Source organism: Parabacteroides distasonis, from assembly GCF_004793765.1.
In the GTDB taxonomy this organism is placed as follows: Bacteria; Bacteroidota; Bacteroidia; order Bacteroidales; family Tannerellaceae; genus Parabacteroides; species Parabacteroides distasonis_A.
The window spans coordinates 1-13,812 of sequence record NZ_SRYM01000056.1 but is presented as its reverse complement, the minus strand read 5'-3'; the positions used below and the strand labels follow the sequence as shown (position 1 = coordinate 13,812).

The 13,812-nt window shown below is 44.6% G+C and carries 13 protein-coding genes and 1 pseudogene; 8 read left to right on the top strand and 6 right to left on the bottom strand.

Annotation, left to right across the window (positions count from 1 at the left end):
- Positions 1–38 precede the first annotated feature (38 nt).
- The 6 genes from E5342_RS15740 to rpmB all read right to left on the bottom strand — a co-directional run bounded on the left by E5342_RS15740 (position 39) and on the right by rpmB (position 3,889).
- Positions 39–1,190, bottom strand: coding sequence for an iron-containing alcohol dehydrogenase (locus E5342_RS15740; protein ID WP_135959745.1), 1,152 nt, complete (start codon positions 1,188–1,190; stop codon positions 39–41).
- 4 nt (positions 1,191–1,194) lie between these two features.
- Complete coding sequence (locus E5342_RS15735; protein WP_121735695.1) at positions 1,195–1,965, bottom strand: 3'-5' exonuclease; 771 nt, start codon at positions 1,963–1,965, stop codon at positions 1,195–1,197.
- A gap of 10 nt (positions 1,966–1,975) precedes the next feature.
- Entirely contained in the window at positions 1,976–3,100 is a 1,125-nt protein-coding gene (gene dnaN, locus E5342_RS15730; RefSeq protein WP_121735696.1) for a DNA polymerase III subunit beta, read from the bottom strand.
- A 172-nt stretch (positions 3,101–3,272) separates the two neighbouring features.
- Positions 3,273–3,425 (bottom strand): DUF4295 domain-containing protein, encoded by a 153-nt coding sequence (locus E5342_RS15725; RefSeq protein ID WP_005638125.1) that lies wholly within the window; start codon positions 3,423–3,425, stop codon positions 3,273–3,275.
- Between the two features lie 16 nt (positions 3,426–3,441).
- Positions 3,442–3,630, bottom strand: coding sequence for a 50S ribosomal protein L33 (gene rpmG / locus E5342_RS15720; RefSeq protein ID WP_005857628.1), 189 nt, complete (start codon positions 3,628–3,630; stop codon positions 3,442–3,444).
- Positions 3,631–3,649: 19 nt separating this feature from the next.
- Positions 3,650–3,889, bottom strand: coding sequence for a 50S ribosomal protein L28 (gene rpmB, locus E5342_RS15715; RefSeq protein ID WP_005857630.1), 240 nt, complete (start codon positions 3,887–3,889; stop codon positions 3,650–3,652).
- A gap of 235 nt (positions 3,890–4,124) precedes the next feature.
- Here rpmB and E5342_RS15710 point away from each other — a divergent pair, with 235 nt between their 5' ends.
- From E5342_RS15710 to E5342_RS15675, 8 genes and pseudogenes are all read left to right on the top strand, one after another.
- Entirely contained in the window at positions 4,125–4,727 is a 603-nt protein-coding gene (locus tag E5342_RS15710; RefSeq protein WP_121735764.1) for a nitroreductase family protein, read from the top strand.
- 14 nt (positions 4,728–4,741) lie between these two features.
- On the top strand, positions 4,742–6,091 hold the full coding sequence (gene lpdA, locus E5342_RS15705) for a dihydrolipoyl dehydrogenase (protein WP_121735765.1): 1,350 nt from the start codon (positions 4,742–4,744) through the stop codon (positions 6,089–6,091).
- 16 nt (positions 6,092–6,107) lie between these two features.
- Positions 6,108–6,851, top strand: coding sequence for a lipoate--protein ligase family protein (locus E5342_RS15700; protein WP_121735697.1), 744 nt, complete (start codon positions 6,108–6,110; stop codon positions 6,849–6,851).
- Between the two features lie 104 nt (positions 6,852–6,955).
- Positions 6,956–8,290: a dihydrolipoamide acetyltransferase family protein gene (locus tag E5342_RS15695; RefSeq protein WP_135959744.1), complete on the top strand. Its 1,335-nt coding sequence runs from the start codon at positions 6,956–6,958 to the stop codon at positions 8,288–8,290.
- A gap of 23 nt (positions 8,291–8,313) precedes the next feature.
- Positions 8,314–10,347 (top strand): alpha-ketoacid dehydrogenase subunit alpha/beta, encoded by a 2,034-nt coding sequence (locus E5342_RS15690; protein WP_135959743.1) that lies wholly within the window; start codon positions 8,314–8,316, stop codon positions 10,345–10,347.
- A 33-nt stretch (positions 10,348–10,380) separates the two neighbouring features.
- Positions 10,381–10,884: a flavodoxin gene (locus E5342_RS15685; RefSeq protein ID WP_005857641.1), complete on the top strand. Its 504-nt coding sequence runs from the start codon at positions 10,381–10,383 to the stop codon at positions 10,882–10,884.
- Positions 10,885–11,266: 382 nt separating this feature from the next.
- Positions 11,267–13,321 carry a molecular chaperone HtpG gene (htpG, locus tag E5342_RS15680; protein WP_121735700.1) on the top strand — a complete coding sequence of 685 codons (2,055 nt, stop codon included), beginning with the start codon at positions 11,267–11,269 and terminating at the stop codon, positions 13,319–13,321.
- 107 nt (positions 13,322–13,428) lie between these two features.
- Positions 13,429–13,758, top strand: a pseudogene (locus E5342_RS15675) (patatin-like phospholipase family protein); the annotation flags it as partial.
- Positions 13,759–13,812 lie beyond the last annotated feature (54 nt).

Below are 13,812 nucleotides of genomic sequence, written 5' to 3'. Positions count from 1 at the left end.
ATTTATCCTTGTCAGTAGAGATGCAGCACGCCACCTCTCTACAACCTCAACAAAAGAATCTCTTTGGCTACTTTGGAGGTTATATTGCCATATTCACCAAGTTTCCATCCCATTCGATCGATAGGTTCTACCAAAGCATCCAAGTCAGACTCCTTGATCCCATAGTCGGAAAGGCGGGTTTTTAACCCCATAAAACGGAAAAATTCCTCCGTAGCCTCTATTGTCTTTTGCGCCTTTTCATCGGCAGATCCTTCGGTTATACCCAATACGACCTCTCCCATCCGGATCAGTTTCGCCGCTTTCTCCTTACGCATATAGCTCATGACACCCGGCAAGATAACCGCCAAAGTCTGGGCATGATCCAAACCGAACTGTGCCGTCAATGCATATCCCATACGATGCGAAGACCAGTCTTGGGGTACTCCTTGGCCGATCCAACAGTTCAAGGCATTCGTAGCCGCCCACATCAAATTAGCGCGAATATCATAATCATTCGGGTTTTGCAAGACCTTGCGGCCTTCTTCCACGATTGTCTTCATCAATCCCTCGGCAAAATAATCTTGAACCTTAGCGTTCACCGGATAAGTCAGGTATTGCTCGACCACATGGATAAACGAGTCAACGACACCGTTAGCCACCTGTCGCTCTGGTAGAGAATAAGTTACCTGCGGATCTAAGATAGCGAACTTAGGGAACACCAACGGAGACATGAAGTTCAATTTCTCATGTACAGATTCTCGGGAAATCACCGCTCGCTCATTCATTTCCGAGCCAGTAGCGGCCAAAGTCAGCACCACTCCTAAAGGAAGCGCTTTCTTTATCACGCCACCCTTCGACAAGATATCCCAAGGATCTCCCTCGAAAAACGTAGCCGAAGCGATAAATTTCGTAGCGTCGATCACTGATCCGCCGCCTACCGCTAGCAAGAAATCGATATTCTCCCTCTTCACCAACTCGACAGCCTTCATACAAGTCTCATAACGGGGATTCGCCTCGATACCACCAAACTCATAGGTATGGAAGTCTTTCAAGGCAACCGTCACCTGCTCATAAATGCCATTTTTCTTAATGCTACCGCCGCCGTATACCATCAGAACCTTACTCCCTTCTGGAATTAACGCTGACAAACGGGTCATCGTTCCTTTGCCGAACACAACCTTTACAGGATTGCAAAACTCAAAATTATTCATCGCCTTATTTTGAATTAAACTCTCTCAAACGAATCTCTGTCAACATTTTCTTCGTATTCAACGGGAAATCGCCATTCATGATCCAAGAATAATAACCCGGATCCGATTTCAAGACCTCCGTTACCAAACGGCCTTTATACTTTCCGAAGTTAATTACTTCCTCGCCTTTATCGTTGTAAACCATACGTCCGGCGAAATCCACATTATTCGAGTAACAGGAATATTGGGAAAGGAAAGCTACATCATTCTTCAAACCCGGATAGCGATCCAGTTGCGCTTTTAACACCTCATACGTAGCCAATGTATCAGCCTCAGCCGTATGAGCGTTCTCCAAGCTTTTATTGCAATAGAATTTATAAGCGGCAGATAACGTACGTTGCTCCATCTTATGGAAAATGGTCTGTACATCGATAAATTTACGCCGATTCAAATCGATATCCACATCCGCACGCAGGAACTCCTCGGCAAGCATGGGTATATCAAAACGGTTGGAATTATATCCGGCTAAATCACAGCCCTCGATCTGGGCTGCCAAAGATTTAGCGATTTCCTTAAAGGTCGGACAATCTTTTACGTCCTCATCGGTTATACCATGAATAGCGGTAGATTCAGGGGGAATAGGCATACCAGGATTTACCCGGCGTGTTTTCATTTCTTCTTTCCCATTCGGAAAGACCTTCACGTAGGAAATCTCTACGATACGATCCTTTACTATATTTATACCCGTGGTCTCTAAATCAAAAAAGACCAGCGGGTTCCTTAAGTTTAATTGCATTATTTATTTATTAGTCATTCAACATCATCGGCATCAGCAACATGAGCAAGTCCTCGTCCTCATCATTCTCAGAGGGAACGATCAAGCCAGCACGTGAAGGGTCCGCTAATTCTAATATAACCTCTTCCGAGCTGATATTTCCAAGGATCTCGATCAGATATGTAGCTTTAAAACCAATACTTAACTCCGTCCCGTCAAACTGACAAACAATACGCTCTTCCGCAGATGTGGAGAAATCGATATCCTGGGCAGAAACCGTAATCAAGCTATCCTTCAAGTGTAACTTCACCAAACTACTCGCCGGATTAGAAAAGACAGAGACACGCTTTAAAGCATTCAAGAAAGAGATACGATCAATCGTTACCTTAAACGGGTTTTCTTGAGGAATCACACTATTGTAGTTAGGGTAACGCCCCTCGATCAAACGACAAACCATCTCGAAGTTCGTGCAAGTGATATACGCATTGTTATCATCAAACTTTATCAATACTTGCTCCGATTCCTTCGCTAACAAATTCCGCAATAAATTAGCCGGCTTCTTCGGCAAAATGAAAGAGGCCCGTTCCGGGGATTTCACCGCTAAGTTACGCAAGCGGACTAATTTATGTCCGTCTGATGCCACGAATGTCAAATCATCCGTATGGATATCGAAATAGACACCATTCATTACCGGGCGAAGCTCATCATCGGCCGTAGCGAACAAAGAACGGCTGATGCCGTTTAACAGCATCTGCGCATCCATCGCAATAGAGATGGCGTTATCATTCAACGGCTTTTGCTGCGGATATGTGTCCCCTTTCTGACCGATAAAATTATACTTTCCATTCTGGAAATGAATGAAAATCTCCAAGTTCTCATCATTGATATCAAAAGTAAGCGGTTGTTCTGGAAGCTCTTTCAACGGATCGAGCAATATCTTAGCGGAAACCGCAAAGAGTCCGGCACCTTGGGCATTCATAACGTCTACGGAAGTCACCAACCGGGTCTCGGCATCGGAAGCTGTCACCGTAAGCGTATTTCCTTCTAAGTTAAAAAGGAAGCTGTCCAAAATCGGTAATGAGTTCTTGGAAGCGATAACCTTGCTTATAGACTGTAAACGTGATAATAGCGCAGTGCTGGATACATCGAATCTCATAGCTTTAATATTTTATCTTGTTATATTATTATTTCATACAAATTAACCCAACAAAATTAAGAAAATATTTTGTTTGTAACCAACTATACTTTCAAAAGTTTAGGATACAAAAAAGCTTCCCTCCGCTTTATCGGAGAGAAGCCTCTTATATTCTTTATTATTCGCCACGTTATTATTTAGCGAAATAATCTTTTACTGCTTCGTTAGGGATCATTTCTTCTTGGAAGATGTATGCACCTGTTTTCGGAGACTTAACCATTTTAATCACTTTGGAATAAGTACGACCGTCACCTTTCTTAAATGTTGCAACTGCTTTTTTTGCCATCGTTTAAAATCTCCTATTACTTAATTTCTTTGTGTAACGTCATCTTCTTCAAAACCGGGTTGTATTTCATCAACTCCAATCTCTGAGTAGTATTCTTTCTATTCTTCGTAGTGATATAGCGAGACATACCCGGCATTCCACTTTCCTTGTGCTCTGTACACTCAAGGATCACCTGTACTCTATTTCCTTTTGCTTTTTTTGCCATTTTCTATATCCTCCACAAATTATGCGTTCAAATAACCCTTTTCTGCCGCCATCTTAATAGCCGCATCCAAACCCAACTTATTGATTGTACGTAAGCCAGCTGCAGAAATATTCAAGCTAACCCAGCAATCCTGTTCTACCCAGTAGAACTTCTTCGTAAACAGGTTGACATTGAACTTACGTTTCGTTCTTCTCTTTGAGTGAGAAACGTTGTTTCCAACCATTGCTCTCTTTCCAGTAATTTGACAAATTTTAGACATTTCTAATCTGCTCTTTTAAATTATACGAAATTTAAGTCAACTCCTGCTATGTGTCTTCCCTTTCTGAACTAGCATCATGAACAAAAACGAAGATTCTAATAGAGTCTTAATCTTTACAGGGTGCAAAGGTAAGAATTATTTTGATTTATCCGCAAGAATTCTCAAATATTTTTTCTTCAACAAATCATGTCTCAAATTAGTTATAGGTATATAACAACATAACATGATATTCATTATGGCAAGAAGTTTTAAAGAAGCGATTCAGCATCGCCGGACACATTATGAAATAGGTAACAACTCTCCCATTTCCGACAACAAAATTCATGAGATTATTAAAACAGCAGTCACTCACGTTCCCTCCGCATTCAATTCGCAGTCTACGAGAATCGTACTGCTACTGGGTGAAAGCCATAAGAAGCTTTGGGAAATCGTAAAAGAAACGCTTCGCAAAATCGTCCCAGCCGAAGTCTATAAGACTACCGAAGCAAAGATAGACAATTCTTTCGAGGCTGGCCATGGTACGATTCTCTTTTTCGAGGACACAGCAGTAGTAGAAGGTTTACAGAAGCAATTCCCTTCTTATAAAGACAATTTCCTGGTATGGTCCCAACAGACATCGGCTATGCATCAATTTGTAATATGGACTATGCTGGAAGACGCCGGCTGCGGTGCTTCTCTGCAACATTACAACCCATTGATCGACGAAGCGGTCGCTAAACAATGGCATATCAATCCGAACTGGAAACTGATCGCCGAGATGCCGTTCGGTACCTCTACGCAAGAACCGAGAGAAAAACAATTCGCCCCCTTAGAGGAACGAATTTTAGTATTCAAATAATTATATTAATGTACATGGAATATGACATAGCAATCATAGGCGGTGGACCTGCGGGTTACACCGCCGCCGAAAGGGCTTCAGAGAATGGATTAAAAACGATCCTTTTCGAGAAGAACGCTATCGGTGGCGTCTGCCTGAATGAAGGATGTATCCCGACAAAAACTCTTTTATACTCCGCCAAGATACTAGACAGTATCAAAAGTGCTTCCAAATATGGTATAGTGGCGACGAAAGACCCAAGTTTCGATTTGGCTAAGATTATCGACCGGAAGAACAAGACCATCCGTAAACTTACGCTCGGGGTAAAAGCCCGACTTACGGGTAACGGTGTCACCATCGTAGAAGGAGAGGCACAAATCACTGGAGAGGAGTTCGGGAATATACGGATTCACTGCGATGGAAAAGAGTATTTAGTGAAGAATGTGTTAGTATCCACAGGCTCTGAAACCGTGATCCCTCCTATCAAAGGATTATCGGAGGTCAAGTATTGGACTTCCCGGGAAGCACTAGACCTCAATGATTTGCCAAAATCGTTAGCGATTATCGGTGGTGGCGTGATCGGAATGGAGTTTGCCTCATTCTTTAACAGCATGGGTGTAAAGGTGAAAGTAATCGAGATGCTGCCCGAGATATTAGGGAATATGGATAAAGAAACCTCAACGATGCTTCGATCCGAATATAAGAAAAAAGGTGTCGAGTTTTTCTTGAATACCAAAGTTACGGAGGTCTCCGCCGAGAAAGTCTTTGTTGAGGAAAACGACAAGGCAGGCACGATTGAAGCCGATAAAATATTGGTGAGCGTGGGCCGCCGTCCGATCATAAAGAATCTGGGAATCGAAAATCTCGGCATCAAAACGCAAGGAGCCGGTGTAAAGGTGAACGAACATATGCAGACTTCCCATCCACATGTATATGCGGCCGGAGACATTACCGGTTTTTCCCTGCTGGCACATACGGCCTACCGGGAAGCGGAAGTTGCCATACACCATATCCTAGGCATCCCGGACAAGATGAGTTATAAAGCCATTCCGGTGGTAGTCTATACGAATCCGGAGCTGGCGAGCGTGGGTAAGACAGAAGAGGAATTGGTTGCGAACGGGGAAAGTTTTCGTGTTCAAAAGATCCCGATGACCTATTCCGGACGTTTCGTCGCTGAGAACGAGAATGGTAATGGTTTGTGTAAACTGATCACGAACGACGAAGATCGTATCATCGGTTGCCATCTATTAGGGAATCCGGCATCCGAGTTTATCGTCACAGCCGGAATCGCTGTCAAGAATGGTTATACAGTCGATGAATTCAAGAAAAATATTTTCCCGCATCCGACAGTCAGTGAGATCCTTCACGAAAGTTTATATATCTAAATAAAACAGTTTCCTGATGCTTTGCATTTACAATATACAAACAGACCCATACTTTAATTTGGCAGCTGAAGAGTATCTGCTCAAGAATTTCAAAGAGAATATTTTCATGATTTGGCAAAATGAACCATCAATCGTGATCGGTAAGCATCAAGATGTATGGGCCGAGGTAAATCTCAAATTCGCACAAGACCAACAAATCAAAATAGCACGCAGATTTTCCGGTGGTGGTGCTGTTTACCATGATCCGGGAAACCTAAATCTTACATTTATAGAGACTGGCCAGATTATGCAAACCGACAAATATACCATCCAGATCATGAATTTTCTCAAGACATTAGGAGTACATGTCGAGATGGATGAGCGGAAAGGATTAACTATCGGAGGATTTAAAATATCGGGTAGCGCACAAAGCATCCATAAGAATCGATATATGCACCACGCTACCTTATTGTTTTCCACTGATCTGGATAGGCTCGTCACCTCTTTGAGAAGTACATCCCGTCAAGCATCTGAGAGAACAGGAGGTAAACGATCGACATTTGTTAAATCCGTACGGAGTCCGGTCACGAATATCAGCGCACATCTTCCGGCTTCTATCTCCATCCAGCATTTTAAGAAAGCGCTTCTTTACTATTTTACGATCAATAATCCCGGCATACAGGATTATTCCTTCACCCAAACAGACTTGGAAGCCATCTATCGGCTTAAAGAGCAAAAATATGCGACAGCCAGCTGGAACTTTAACACTTATACACTATAATACAGAAACTTACCTACTAGATCTTTGTTGTTAATTATATACCGTTTGTAGAGACGGGACATAACCCGTCTCCCACTATATGACAGTAATTAAAAAATCAAAATATGGCTACATTTGAGATAAAGATGCCTAAGTTGGGCGAAAGTATTACAGAAGGAACCATCATCTCATGGTTGGTAAAGGTAGGTGATACCGTAGAGGAAGATGATGTCCTTTTCGAAGTAAGCACAGCGAAAGTAAGCGCTGAGATTCCATCTCCCGTTGAGGGAAAAGTAAAACAGCTTCTTTTTAATGAGGGAGATACCGTAGCGGTCGGCACAGTCGTAGCGATCTTTGAGATCGAAGGCGAAGGAGAGGATAACGGCACTCAGTCAGAAACCCTAGAGACTACTCAACCAAAAGAACAAGTTCCCGCTTCCGTTCCAAAGGAATTATCAAAGAATTCCCAAGAGGAAGATCGCTGGTATTCTCCCGTCGTATTGCAATTAGCGAAAGCTGCCAGTGTATCGCAAGACGAACTGGATCATATTCCAGGTACCGAATATCTGGGACGTCTCAGCAAGAAAGATATTCAAACGTATATCGATTACAAAAATAAAGGTATGGAAATGCCGAAACCGAAACAGGCCCCTGCTTCTTCCATGCGGCAAACGGCTACGAACACACCGACAATTACGGTAGCACCACCGACCGCTCCTTCCATGCCTATGGCAGCGGCTACTCCATCCGCTCCACTCGCCCAAGGAGACGAAGTGAGGGAAATGGATCGTGTACGCAAGATCATCGCGGACCATATGGTATTATCGAAAAAAGTATCTCCACATGTGACATCGGTTATCGAGGTAGACGTGACTCGACTAGTTAAGTGGCGCCAAAAAGTGAAGGATCAATTCCTCAAGCAAGAAAGCATCAACCTAACTTATATGCCGGCTATTACCGAAGCGACCGCCAAAGCTTTGAAAGCCTATCCATTGGTAAATTCATCCGTAGACGGCTACAATATCATCCTGAAGAAGCCTATCAATATAGGTATAGCGGTCTCCTTAAACGACGGAAATTTAATTGTCCCTGTTATACACGATGCCGATAAGCTGAACCTAAGCGGCCTCGCCTCACAAATAGATACCTTGGTGGCTAAAGCCCGTGAAAATAAGCTTGCCCCAGATAACATCCAAGGAGGAACGTTCACGATTACGAATTTCGGAACCTTCAAGAGTCTGTTCGGCACCCCGATCATCAATCAGCCTCAAGTAGCGATCCTCGCTGTCGGCTATATCGAGAAGAAACCCGCAGTAGTGGAGACACCCGAAGGAGATACGATCGCTATCCGCCACAAGATGTATCTCTCACTCTCTTACGATCATCGTATCGTGGACGGAGCTTTGGCGGGAGCCTTTCTACGTTCCATTGCCGACGAACTAGAGAATTGGAACGCTTAATACATTATATATAATAGAATAAAATGAAAAAGTATGATATAAAAACAACAGATAAGGAGACTCTCAGGAAATGGTTTTACCTTATGACGCTCGGAAGGGCAATCGACGAGAAGGCTCCCTCCTATTTACTGCAATCCCTCGGTTGGTCCTATCATGCCCCATATGCCGGGCACGACGGGATACAACTCGCTATAGGACAAGTATTCGATAAGGATACGGACTTTCTCTTTCCGTATTACCGAGATATGTTGACGGTTCTCTCAGCGGGAATGACTGCCGAGGAAATCATCCTGAACGGTATCTCCAAGGCAACCGATCTGACCAGTGGCGGCCGCCATATGTCCAACCACTTCTCTAAGATGGAATGGCATATCGAGAACGTCTCCTCCGCTACGGCCACTCACGATCTCCATGCCGCCGGCGTGGCACGGGCAATGGTTTACTACGGACAGGAAGGCGTAGCGATTACCTCGCACGGTGAATCGGCCGCTTCCGAAGGCTACGTGTATGAGGCGATTAATGGCGCCAGTAATGAGCGACTGCCAGTTATCTTTGTCTTCCAAGACAATGGATATGGTATCTCTGTCCCCAAAAAGGATCAGACAGCCAATCGTAAAGTTGCCGATAACTTCTCAGGCTTCAAGAATTTACGTATAATCCATTGCAATGGGAAAGACGTGTTTGATTCTATGAATGCCATGACCGAGGCCAAAGAGTATGCGATCGCCAACCGGACTCCCGTGATCGTTCAGGCCAATTGCGTACGGATAGGTTCCCACTCCAACTCTGATAAACATACCTTGTATCGTGATGAGAACGAGCTTGCCTATGTAAAGTCTGCCGATCCTTTATACAAATTCCATCGCATGCTAATTCGCTATGAACGTTTCACCGAGGAAGAATTGAAAGAGATCGCAGCTCTAGCGGATAAAGACCTGAAAGTAGCCAATCGGAAAGCGATGGCCGCCCCTGATCCCGATCCGTCTACCGTCAAGGATTACATCCTTCCGGAACCTTATCAACCTCAAAAATACAAAGAAGGTGTTCAAAACGAAGAAGGAGAGAAAGAAACACTAGTTACGGCGATCAACAAGACGCTGAAAGCGGAGTTCCGGCACAACCCGGATACGTTTATCTGGGGACAGGATGTAGCCAATAAAGAAAAGGGTGGCGTATTCAACATCACGAAAGGCATGCAGCAAGAATTCGGTATCAAGCGAGTCTTCAACGCCCCTATCGCCGAGGATTATATCGTAGGGACAGCGAACGGTATGTGCCGCTTTGACCCGAAGATCCATGTAGTGATCGAGGGCGCGGAATTCGCCGATTACTTCTGGCCGGCCGTCGAGCAATACGTGGAATGTACGCATGAGTATTGGCGCAGCAACGGGCAATTTACCCCAAACATCACCTTGCGCCTAGCCTCCGGAGGCTATATCGGAGGAGGACTTTATCATTCCCAGACCATCGAGGGCGCATTGACCTCACTGCCCGGTGCCCGGATTGTTTATCCCTCTTTTGCGGATGACGCTGCCGGACTGTTGCGGACGAGTATGCGTTCTAAAGGCTTTACGCTCTATCTGGAACCGAAAGCGCTCTACAACGCGGTAGAAGCCTCCACCTTTGTACCCGAGGATTTCGAGGTTCCGTTCGGGAAAGCCCGCATACGCCGTCCGGGAAAAGATCTGACAATCATCACTTACGGCAATACGACCCACCTTTGCCTCAACGTAGCCGATCTTCTATACAAAGAAAAAGGCTGGGAACTGGAGGTTATCGATCTTCGTACCTTGATACCTTTGGACAAGGAGGCGATCTTCAACTCGGTGAAGAAAACCAGCAAAGTATTGATCGTACATGAGGATAAGGTCTTCTCCGGTTTCGGAGCGGAAATAGCCGGCATCATCGGCTCGGAACTGTTCCAGTACTTGGATGCTCCGATCCAACGGGTAGGTTCCCTATTCACTCCGGTTGGCTTCCATCCGGTCTTGGAACGGGCCATCCTCCCCAACGAGGAGACCATCTATCATGCGGCAAAAGAACTGCTGCTTTATTAGATCCACATTCGTTAAATCTTTAAAAGCATCACAATGAAAACAGGATTATTTTACGGAACGGGCACAGAGAAAACAACCTTTGTCGCCAATAAAATAAGAAAAGCTTTCGGGGAGGATCAGATCGATATCATCCCTATTGAAAGCGCATGGAAAAGAGATTTCGAGGCTTACGACCATATAATCGCAGGAACCTCTACTTGGTTTGATGGCGAGCTTCCCACCTATTGGGACGAGATCATCCCAGAACTGGTCACTTTAGACCTTAAAAATAAGAAGGTCGCTATTTTCGGTCTTGGAGATCAAACGAATTATCCGGATAATTTCGCCGATGGAGTCGGCATATTGGCGGACGCCTTCACCTCCTGTGGAGCGACTTTAGTAGGCGAGACCTCTTCGGATGATTATTTCTTTAATGCCTCCAAAGCCTTGAAAAATGGCAAACTACTAGGCTTAGTCCTCGATTTGGAAAACCAACCGGATCAAACCGACAAACGAATCGAGCGATGGGTGAAGCAATTGAAGGAGGCGTTTGGATAAAGAAGAATGCATCTTAAACTCGTAAACGAGAACTAAACAGAAAGCGTAACGAATCACTCCACGGGTTTGTTACGCTTTCATTATATACACCTGTCTTTCACACACATACTATACCAATATCTGCCATCGCCTTGGCAAAGCTGTGCCACGCTAATGGCAAGCCCGTGCCACGCCGATGGCAAAGCCGTGCCACTTAGTTGGCAAAGTTTGATCGAACTACGTCCGGCTGCAAATCTATCAGCCGGCATCTGCCTTTTTGTCATTTATAGTTTATCCGAAACATTTTGGCATTCGTTTTGTATTAGAAATAAGCGGATCTTGAGAATGATCAGGATTAGGAATACGTACAAAATAACAATAAAAATAATAAGATATTCAGATTATGAGCAGTAAACAAGGTAACATCGGAGTAACATCGGAAAACATTTTTCCGATTATCAAGAAGTTCTTATACAGTGATCACGAAATCTTCCTTCGTGAACTTGTTTCTAATGCAGTAGACGCTACCCAAAAGTTAAAAACGCTTTCTTCCGTAGGCGAGTTTAAAGGCGAACTCGGCGATTTGACCGTACAGGTTAAGTTCGATGACAAAACGATCACGATCTCTGACCGGGGTATCGGTATGACAGCCGAGGAGATCGATAAGTACATCAACCAAATCGCTTTCTCCGGCGCCGAGGAGTTCGTTGAGAAATACAAGAACGACGCCGCTTCTATCATCGGTCACTTCGGTCTTGGTTTCTACTCCTCTTTCATGGTTTCCAAGAAAGTAGAGATCGTGACGAAATCGTACAAAGAAGGCGCTGTTCCCATGAAATGGAGCTGCGACGGCACACCGGAATACTCCTTGGAGGAAACGGCGAAAGAGGATCGTGGTACCGATATCATCCTGTATATCGACGACGAGAATAAAGATTTCTTGAACAAGGACAAGATCAATGGCTTGTTGACAAAATACTGCCGTTTCTTACCGGTTCCTATCGCATTCGGCAAGAAGCAAGAGTGGAAAGATGGTAAATATGTAGATACGGACGAAGATAACGTAATCAACGACACCAAACCGGCATGGGTTCGCAAACCGGCCGATATGACAGAAGAGGATTACAAGAAGTTCTATCGTGACTTATATCCTATGACGGATGAGCCGTTGTTCTGGATTCACTTGAACGTAGACTATCCGTTCAACTTGACCGGTATCTTATATTTCCCTCGCATCAAGAGCAACATCGACTTGCATCGTAACAAGATACAGTTATATTGCAACCAAGTATTCGTTACGGATTCCGTAGAGGGTATCGTTCCTGAGTTCTTGACATTATTACATGGTGTATTGGATTCACCGGATATTCCGTTGAACGTATCCCGTTCCTATTTGCAAAGCGATCAGAACGTGAAGAAGATCTCCAACCACATCACGAAGAAGGTGGCAGACCGCTTGGAAGAGATCTTCAAGAACGACCGTCCGCAGTTCGAGGAGAAATGGGATAGCTTGAAACTATTCATCCAATACGGTATGTTGACTGATGAGAAGTTCTACGACCGTGCGGCTAAGTTCGCCTTATTCAAGGACGTCGAGGGCAAATACTTCACTTTCGAGGAATACAAGAACTTGATCAAGGACAACCAAACAGACAAAGAGGGTAACTTAATCTATCTGTATACGACCAATAAAGACGAGCAATACAGCTATATACAAGCCGCAAAGGACAAAGGCTACAGCGTCTTGGAAATGGACGGACAATTGGATGTACACTTGATCGGCCAATTGGAGCAAAAATTCGAGAAGAGCCGCTTCGTTCGTGTGGATAGCGATACGATCGATAACCTGGTCCGCAAGGAAGACGCAAATAAGGTTACTTTGAGCGAGGAGCAGAAAACGGCCATGCAGGAAGTATTCAAGAGCCAGATGCCGAAATTGAACAAGGCCGAGTTCTACGTAACATTCGAGGCATTGGGCGAAAACGCAAACCCTGTCATGTTGACACAAAGCGAGTATATGCGAAGAATGCGTGAGATGTCTGCTATGCAACCGGGTATGTCTTTCTATGGCGAGATGCCAGATAGCTTCAATTTCGTATTGAATACGGACCATCCGTTAATCAAGAAAGTATTGACCGAAGAGGAGCAGGCTTGCGACGAGAAGTTAAAACCGATCCTTGGCGATATCAAAGGATGGGAGGCTCGCCAAGCCGACCTACGTGAGGCTCAAAGCAAGAAGAAAGAAGATGAGATCACGGCGCAAGAGAAAGAGGACATGACCAACACCAACCACAAGCTGGATGAGCTTCGTGAGCAACGCAACCAAGTTCTCGCCGAATACGCCGGCACGAACAAGACGGTTAGCCAGTTGATCGACCTTGCCTTATTAGGAAACGGTATGTTGAAGGGAGAGGCCCTGAGCCAATTCATCAAACGTAGCGTAGAGCTGATCGGATAAACCTCCACACACAATATATAAAACCGTTCCTTCTCTCGAGGGAACGGTTTTTTTGTTTCTAAAGAAATACTTCTTACATTTGGAGAAGAAAAACAGATTGGGTTCATATGAGAAAAATAACCGTTATCATAGCCTTATTCCTTGCGGCCATTCAAATTGCTTCCGCCCAGAAAGTAGGGCTGGTACTCAGTGGCGGCGGTGCCAAAGGAGCGGCACATATCGGAGTGATCAAGGCGCTAGAAGAAAATAATATACCGATCGATTACATTACCGGTACCTCCATCGGGGCGATTATCGGTAGCTTATACGCTATGGGGTATTCCCCCGAGGAGATGCTGGAGCTGATGCTTTCCAAGGAGTTCTCCTATTGGCAAACAGGTACGGTGGAAGAGCAATATACCTATTATTTCAAGGAGCCTTACCCGACCCCGGAATTTGTGGGGGGTATTTGAATAAGCTAAATAGATGTTGATTGGAATATTTTTGAAAAC

What these genes read in the sequence shown, in the direction of transcription:
- E5342_RS15740 (WP_135959745.1), bottom strand. Translation starts at nt 1,190, where the DNA reads ATGAATAATTTTGAGTTTTGCAATCCTGTAAAGGTTGTGTTCGGCAAA.
- E5342_RS15735 (WP_121735695.1), bottom strand. Translation starts at nt 1,965, where the DNA reads ATGCAATTAAACTTAAGGAACCCGCTGGTCTTTTTTGATTTAGAGACC.
- dnaN (WP_121735696.1), bottom strand. Translation starts at nt 3,100, where the DNA reads ATGAGATTCGATGTATCCAGCACTGCGCTATTATCACGTTTACAGTCT.
- E5342_RS15725 (WP_005638125.1), bottom strand. Translation starts at nt 3,425, where the DNA reads ATGGCAAAAAAAGCAGTTGCAACATTTAAGAAAGGTGACGGTCGTACT.
- rpmG (WP_005857628.1), bottom strand. Translation starts at nt 3,630, where the DNA reads ATGGCAAAAAAAGCAAAAGGAAATAGAGTACAGGTGATCCTTGAGTGT.
- rpmB (WP_005857630.1), bottom strand. Translation starts at nt 3,889, where the DNA reads ATGTCTAAAATTTGTCAAATTACTGGAAAGAGAGCAATGGTTGGAAAC.
- E5342_RS15710 (WP_121735764.1), top strand. Translation starts at nt 4,125, where the DNA reads ATGGCAAGAAGTTTTAAAGAAGCGATTCAGCATCGCCGGACACATTAT.
- lpdA (WP_121735765.1), top strand. Translation starts at nt 4,742, where the DNA reads ATGGAATATGACATAGCAATCATAGGCGGTGGACCTGCGGGTTACACC.
- E5342_RS15700 (WP_121735697.1), top strand. Translation starts at nt 6,108, where the DNA reads ATGCTTTGCATTTACAATATACAAACAGACCCATACTTTAATTTGGCA.
- E5342_RS15695 (WP_135959744.1), top strand. Translation starts at nt 6,956, where the DNA reads ATGGCTACATTTGAGATAAAGATGCCTAAGTTGGGCGAAAGTATTACA.
- E5342_RS15690 (WP_135959743.1), top strand. Translation starts at nt 8,314, where the DNA reads ATGAAAAAGTATGATATAAAAACAACAGATAAGGAGACTCTCAGGAAA.
- E5342_RS15685 (WP_005857641.1), top strand. Translation starts at nt 10,381, where the DNA reads ATGAAAACAGGATTATTTTACGGAACGGGCACAGAGAAAACAACCTTT.
- htpG (WP_121735700.1), top strand. Translation starts at nt 11,267, where the DNA reads ATGAGCAGTAAACAAGGTAACATCGGAGTAACATCGGAAAACATTTTT.